The sequence below is a fragment of the Mesorhizobium sp. M4B.F.Ca.ET.017.02.2.1 genome (genome assembly GCF_003998955.1).
GTDB classification, from domain to species: Bacteria; Pseudomonadota; Alphaproteobacteria; order Rhizobiales; family Rhizobiaceae; genus Mesorhizobium; species Mesorhizobium abyssinicae.
Genome location: NZ_RZOF01000444.1, coordinates 1 through 4,456, shown reverse-complemented (window position 1 = coordinate 4,456; position 4,456 = coordinate 1). Strand labels below are relative to the sequence as shown.

At 63.0% G+C, this 4,456-nt stretch carries 6 protein-coding genes; 3 read left to right on the top strand and 3 right to left on the bottom strand.

The features are described 5' to 3' along the window. The first annotated feature begins 837 nt into the window (after positions 1-837). Positions 838-1,470, top strand: coding sequence for an acetylglutamate kinase (locus EN738_RS31525; RefSeq protein ID WP_210214099.1), 633 nt, complete (start codon positions 838-840; stop codon positions 1,468-1,470). Between the two features lie 86 nt (positions 1,471-1,556). After that, positions 1,557-1,841, top strand: coding sequence for a hypothetical protein (locus EN738_RS31520; protein WP_127287007.1), 285 nt, complete (start codon positions 1,557-1,559; stop codon positions 1,839-1,841). A 135-nt stretch (positions 1,842-1,976) separates the two neighbouring features. Here the strand turns inward: EN738_RS31520 and EN738_RS31515 are convergent, their stop codons facing one another. The 3 genes from EN738_RS31515 to EN738_RS31505 all read right to left on the bottom strand — a co-directional run bounded on the left by EN738_RS31515 (position 1,977) and on the right by EN738_RS31505 (position 4,237). Continuing rightward, positions 1,977-2,327, bottom strand: a complete 351-nt coding sequence (locus EN738_RS31515; RefSeq protein WP_127287006.1) for a hypothetical protein — start codon at positions 2,325-2,327, stop codon at positions 1,977-1,979. A 106-nt stretch (positions 2,328-2,433) separates the two neighbouring features. Next, complete coding sequence (locus EN738_RS31510) at positions 2,434-3,546, bottom strand: tetratricopeptide repeat protein (protein ID WP_127287005.1); 1,113 nt, start codon at positions 3,544-3,546, stop codon at positions 2,434-2,436. Positions 3,547-3,604: 58 nt separating this feature from the next. Then, positions 3,605-4,237, bottom strand: a complete 633-nt coding sequence (locus EN738_RS31505) for a S24 family peptidase (RefSeq protein WP_127287004.1) — start codon at positions 4,235-4,237, stop codon at positions 3,605-3,607. Positions 4,238-4,317: 80 nt separating this feature from the next. On the opposite strand from EN738_RS31505, the gene EN738_RS35770 reads away from it, so the two are divergent. Further along, positions 4,318-4,455, top strand: coding sequence for a hypothetical protein (locus EN738_RS35770; RefSeq protein ID WP_189606074.1), 138 nt, complete (start codon positions 4,318-4,320; stop codon positions 4,453-4,455). Position 4,456 lies beyond the last annotated feature (1 nt).

Here is a 4,456-nt window from a genome sequence, read left to right as displayed (position 1 = left end):
CCAAGGCAGGGGGGCCCCCCCGGGGGCGGGTGCCCGCCGACACGGGAACGATGATGGCGGGCACCCAGAGACCGCCGATGAAGGGACGTACCCGGTGGTCCCCTTACCAATGGGTTGGCAGGGCCACGGTTGCCTTGAAACAACCGGCCCGGCCCTCTGCGCCCGGCAACGAGACTTCAGTCTCATGGCTGCCGGGACTGAGGTCCCCTGTGCGGAACGTTGCCGTAACGCGCCCGTTTTCTCGACAGTGCAATCGAGAGGAGAAAAGCAAATGGCTGACGGTCCAACGGTTGTGAACTCGGGTGGAGGTGGTACGGTTGTCGCGGTCGTTCTCGCGATACTCGCGATCGTGGTTCTGCTCTTCTTCACAGGTGTCATCAACCTCAACGGCGGCGGCAGCAAAGACGTCAACGTCAAGGTCGATGCGCCCAATGTCGAGGCACCGGCGGCATCCGCGCCGTCCGCGCCTGCGCCTGCCGCGCCAGCGCCATCCGAACCGGCGCCTGCGGCCCCCGCGCCATCAGCGCCTGCGCCCGCGGCTCCGGCCCCGGCGCCGGCTCCCAGTGGCGGCTGATGCATCGAAAAAGGACGAGGCTCCGGCGTGGTGCGCCGGAGCCTTTTCTTTCCACTATCCGCCAACCACAGCCTCGTAAGGATCGCCATCTCCAAAAGTCGCTTTTTTGTCGCCGCAACGGAACTTTTCAGTCGTTGCTAATGTTCATCTTCCGATAGCGAACATTCGCCTTCGGGTGCCGACGATCGGAGCGGAAACGGCCGATCGGCCCAGCTTTGCTGCCCATCTGTCGCGCGAATGTTGGCACATTCGGAGATCGGGCCATGAACAGGCGTCTAGTACTGCTTTCCTCTCTCACTGCGGTGTCTCTTGCGGCTGCCGGACCCTTGTCGCTGCTGCCTGCTCGCGCCGGCGAACCGCAATCGGCGAACGTTCGAGCGGCAACGCGGAAACTCTGGGAAGACCACATCACCTATACGCGGAACTACATCATCAGCGCCCTCGCGGGCCTCCAGGACACGGACGAAGTCGCGAAGCGCCTGCTCCAGAACCAGGATGAAATAGGCGACGCGGTAAAGCCCTATTACGGTGATGCCGCCGGCAAGAAACTGGCGGCGCTGCTCAAAGACCATATCAAGATCGCAACGGAAGTGGTCGAGGCGGCCAAATCAGGCAGCAAGGACAAGCTCTCGGCCGCCCAGGATAAATGGTCGGCCAATGCCGACGACATTGCCGTGTTCCTTGGCAAGGCCAATCCGAACTGGCCCGAGAAGGATCTCCGCCACATGCTGCACAAGCATCTGGAACTGACGACCGGCGAAGTGGTCGGCCGGCTGAACAAGGACTGGGCGGCAGACATCAAGTCCTACGATGAAGGCCATGACCACATGCTGAAGTTCGCCGACATGCTGACGGATGGCATCGCCAAACAGTTTCCGGACAAGTTCAACGGGTGAACACCGTCTTTGTAGGGCAGAGATAGGATTGATCAGGCGGCGCCGAGCTTTCGGCGTGATCTGAAGGCAAATTTAAGAATATTAGAATGTATGCGATTGGCTTGATTGGGCGCGCGCGGGATGACGGCAATGGCGGCACCACCACAGTCACAGGCAAGACCGCGCTGGCCAGCCATGTCGACGACATTGACAACCGCGTCACCCGCGCCTTCGAGAACGCCTCGATCTCGGCTGCCCTTGCCGCGCCGGACCTCGTCCAGGGCGAGCATTTCGGCCTGCGCGTCAACTGGGGCAATGCCGGCGGCGCCGACGCCTTCGGCTTCACCGGTGCTGCGGTGCTGAGCGAAGCCTTTGCCATGGCGGCCGGCTGACCGGGACGATGGGCATCGCCTTCTCCAGCGGCACCGTCGGCGGCAATGCGGGGCTGCAGTTCAGCTGGTAGGGAGCCATCTGACCGTCTCGCCTTGTGGGCCTTTTGTGGGGTGAGAAGGGGGAGCGCTAGCCCTTCAAGCCTCCCACGCGTCGCTGGACAGAGCGAAGCGGATACCGGCCGCGGTCATGGCGAGCTCGCATTCGGTGACTGCGCGCAGGTTGCGCAGATAGCGCGCCACGGTCTGAGGCAGCCAGCCGGCGCAGGCCTCGACATAGGCGCGGCTGTGGACGAGCGTGCCGGTCGACAGGCGCTCGTCCTTCTCGGCGATCACCTTCAGATACTGGCGGATGAAGCGGATGTCCTCGGCGATGTCCTGGCTGGCCATTCGCCAGGCGCCGGCGAGGCGTTCGCGCTGCTCGAGCGGCAGCGGTGACAGCAGCGGGCGAGAGAGGTCGGCGAAGGCGGCGTGGTTTGCGGTGTTCAAGGATATCCCCTCGAAAGAAGGGAAATATCGTACTTTACGTACGAATACCCGTCAAGCCGATTTCGTACAAATTGAACGAGTGACGGTCATAAGAATCCGGTGCAACCTACGTCCCGCCAAGGCTAGCCGCCGTCTTCCGGTCGGCCTCGGCGCGTTCGCGGTTCCCCTTCGCCTTCCAGGAGGCGCTTCGGGCGCTGTAGAAGTCGGCGGATTTCTGATTGAGCGCAATTGCCTGGTCGTAGTCGACGATTGCCTGGTCGTGGTCGCCCTTGTGCGCCCAGGCGAGGCCCAGCGCGTGGTAGGCATCGGCCAACTTGGGGTCGAGGTCCACGGCCTTGTCGTAGTCGGCGATGGCGCGGTCGTCGTCGCCCTTGTTGGACCAGGCTAGACCCCGGCCGTAATAGGCGTAGGCGCGTTTCGGATTGAGGCCGATAGCCACGTTGAAATCGGCGATGGCGCGGTTGTAGTCACCTTTGCCGCCCCAGCTCAGGCCACGATTTTCATAAACCCCGATGAGTGTCGGATCGAAGGCAATGGCCTGGTTGTAGTCGGCGATGGCGTGATCGAAGGCGCCCTCCGCCGCCCATGCGCCGCCCCGGTTGAGGTATGCGGATGCGTTCTTGGAATCGGCGATGATCGCCAAATTGTAATCCGCGATGGCCCGGTTATTGTCGCCCTTGTACGACCAGGCAAGGCCTCGGTTGTTGTAAGCAGCGCTGCTTTTCGGGTCGAAGGCGATCGCCTGACCGTAATCGGCAATGGCCCGGTCGTAATTGCCCTTCGCGGCCCAGTCGTAGCCTCTGTTGTAATAAGCGGATGCGTATTCAGGATGGAGCCCTATCGCCTGATCGCTGTCGGCGATGGCGCGGTCGAGATCGCCTTCCATGGACCAGGCGTAGGCGCGCTTGAAGTAGGCCGTCGCGAGCTTGTCAGGAGCGCCGGCCTGGCTATCGATAATTTGCGTGCAGGCCTCGATCCGCCGGCTGGCGTCGGCCGCATTGCCGATGCACGCCGCATAGGTGAGATTGGCGGCGATCCCCATCGCGCCGCGGACGTCCAGCGCGACGAGGCCGGTCAGCAGCAGCAACAGCGGTGGGCGCCATTTTCGTACCAGCCATATCAGCCGGCTTTCGCCCACGCCTTCCTGGTTCACCATTTCGCCGGTTCTCCCTCGAAAACCATTGACCTCGGCCGACACCCACGGCTGCTTGCCATGCAAGCAGAAATTGCGGTGTCATGAAAGAGCAGTCAGAGGCCGACGGCGAGAGCGAGATTGCTCACATATCGATTATCGACCGTCTCACCCGCCCGATGATGGTGATCGCGCCCTCCAGCTCCGGCGGCGGGATGTCCAGATACGACGCCGGCTGGAAGGGCGGGGTGTCGTTCGGGCGGTAGCGCTTGTAGGTGGCGCGGCCGGTTTCGTCGGCGATCACGTAGCAGCCATTGGTCACCAGCCGCTTGTCGCGCAGATTGACGAAGATGATCGAATCCGGCGGCGAGATCTTGTTCATCGACGGGCCATCGACGCGCAGCGCGATCCATTCGCCTTCCTCGAGGTCGGCGGTCGGGATGGTCGGATAGTCGGAGAGGTTGACCACGCCCTCCTGGCCGCCGAGCTCGCCGGCGCTGATCCATGACACGATCGGGACGTCGACGGTGAGCGGCGAGGGGGCAAAGCTTACCGGTCCGGCCTCTGCGCCATCGGCGTTGAACAGCAGCCAGCCGGGGTCGACGTTAAACAGCCGGCCATATTTCTCCGCCGCCTTGCGCGACAGCGGCCGGTTGCCGTTCTCGTGGCTGATCAGCGTGTTCTTGTTGATGTCGCGCAAGGCCCGCGCCGCATCGCTCGGCGTGGCATAGCCCGCCGCGGTCCGCGCCTGCTGCAATCTGTGCCGTGGGTCCATCATCGTACAAAACGCCTGAAAAATATCGTCCAATACGTACGATTTCGCTTGCGACTCTTTCGTACACATCGTACGATTAGCGCATGATCGAGCATCCCGCAAGCATTTCCGCATTGCCCACGAACATTTCGGGGCTGATCGACCGTTGGCACGGCATCGGCGCCGTCGCCGCCGTCGGGGTCAGCCCCGACGCGATAGCGCCGCAAGGGGAGGCGGCATGAC